Genomic DNA, 604 nt, shown 5'->3' with positions numbered 1-604 from the left:
AACTTTGTTTTACCGATAAAACTTTTACCATATAGGAACATCTTTATGTTTTTAACTAAATTGTTTTCGTCATTTTTAATAACGTCTACTGTATATGCCATATTCAATACCTCCTTTGCATAATTATTATAAACTAAAAGTTGGTTTTTCATACCAACTATTTTTCAATTCCATATTCTTCTTTCATAAACAACCTTTCATTGTAGTCTTCACCTTTTGCTAATGACTGATAAATTCTTTCTTCAATGGTGTTTTTGGTGATATATCTGTAATAGAATACCGGTTTAGTTTGCCCTATTCTATGTATTCTTGCTAGTGATTGTTCATATTTAATAAATGGTATGCAAGGAGAATAGTATATCTGAGTGTCTAATTCTTGTAAATTAAGACCTTCTGCCCCACTACCATAATTTATAGCAATGATTTTTCTTTGGTTGCCTTTATATTCTTTGAATGCTTCATATTCACTTAAACCGCCTTTAACGACAAACAACTTGATTCCTAATGTGTTTGCTACTAATGTTATGTCGTCAAGTTCGGCATGGAAGTTATAGAATATCGAAACATTTTTATCATTGGTTTCTAGGAACTCTTTGAGTGCTAT

General features: G+C 30.1%; 1 protein-coding gene. It reads right to left on the bottom strand.

Going from position 1 to position 604, the window contains the following annotated elements; translation table 11 throughout:
* Positions 1-157: 157 nt before the first annotated feature.
* A partial coding sequence (locus tag N1032_RS26400) for a helicase-related protein (RefSeq protein WP_259543615.1) occupies positions 158-604 on the bottom strand: 447 nt, incomplete at its 5' end.

Source organism: Herbiconiux daphne (assembly GCF_024979295.1).
GTDB lineage: Bacteria > Actinomycetota > Actinomycetes > Actinomycetales > Microbacteriaceae > Herbiconiux > Herbiconiux daphnes.
This window is presented reverse-complemented; position numbering and strand designations above follow the sequence as displayed.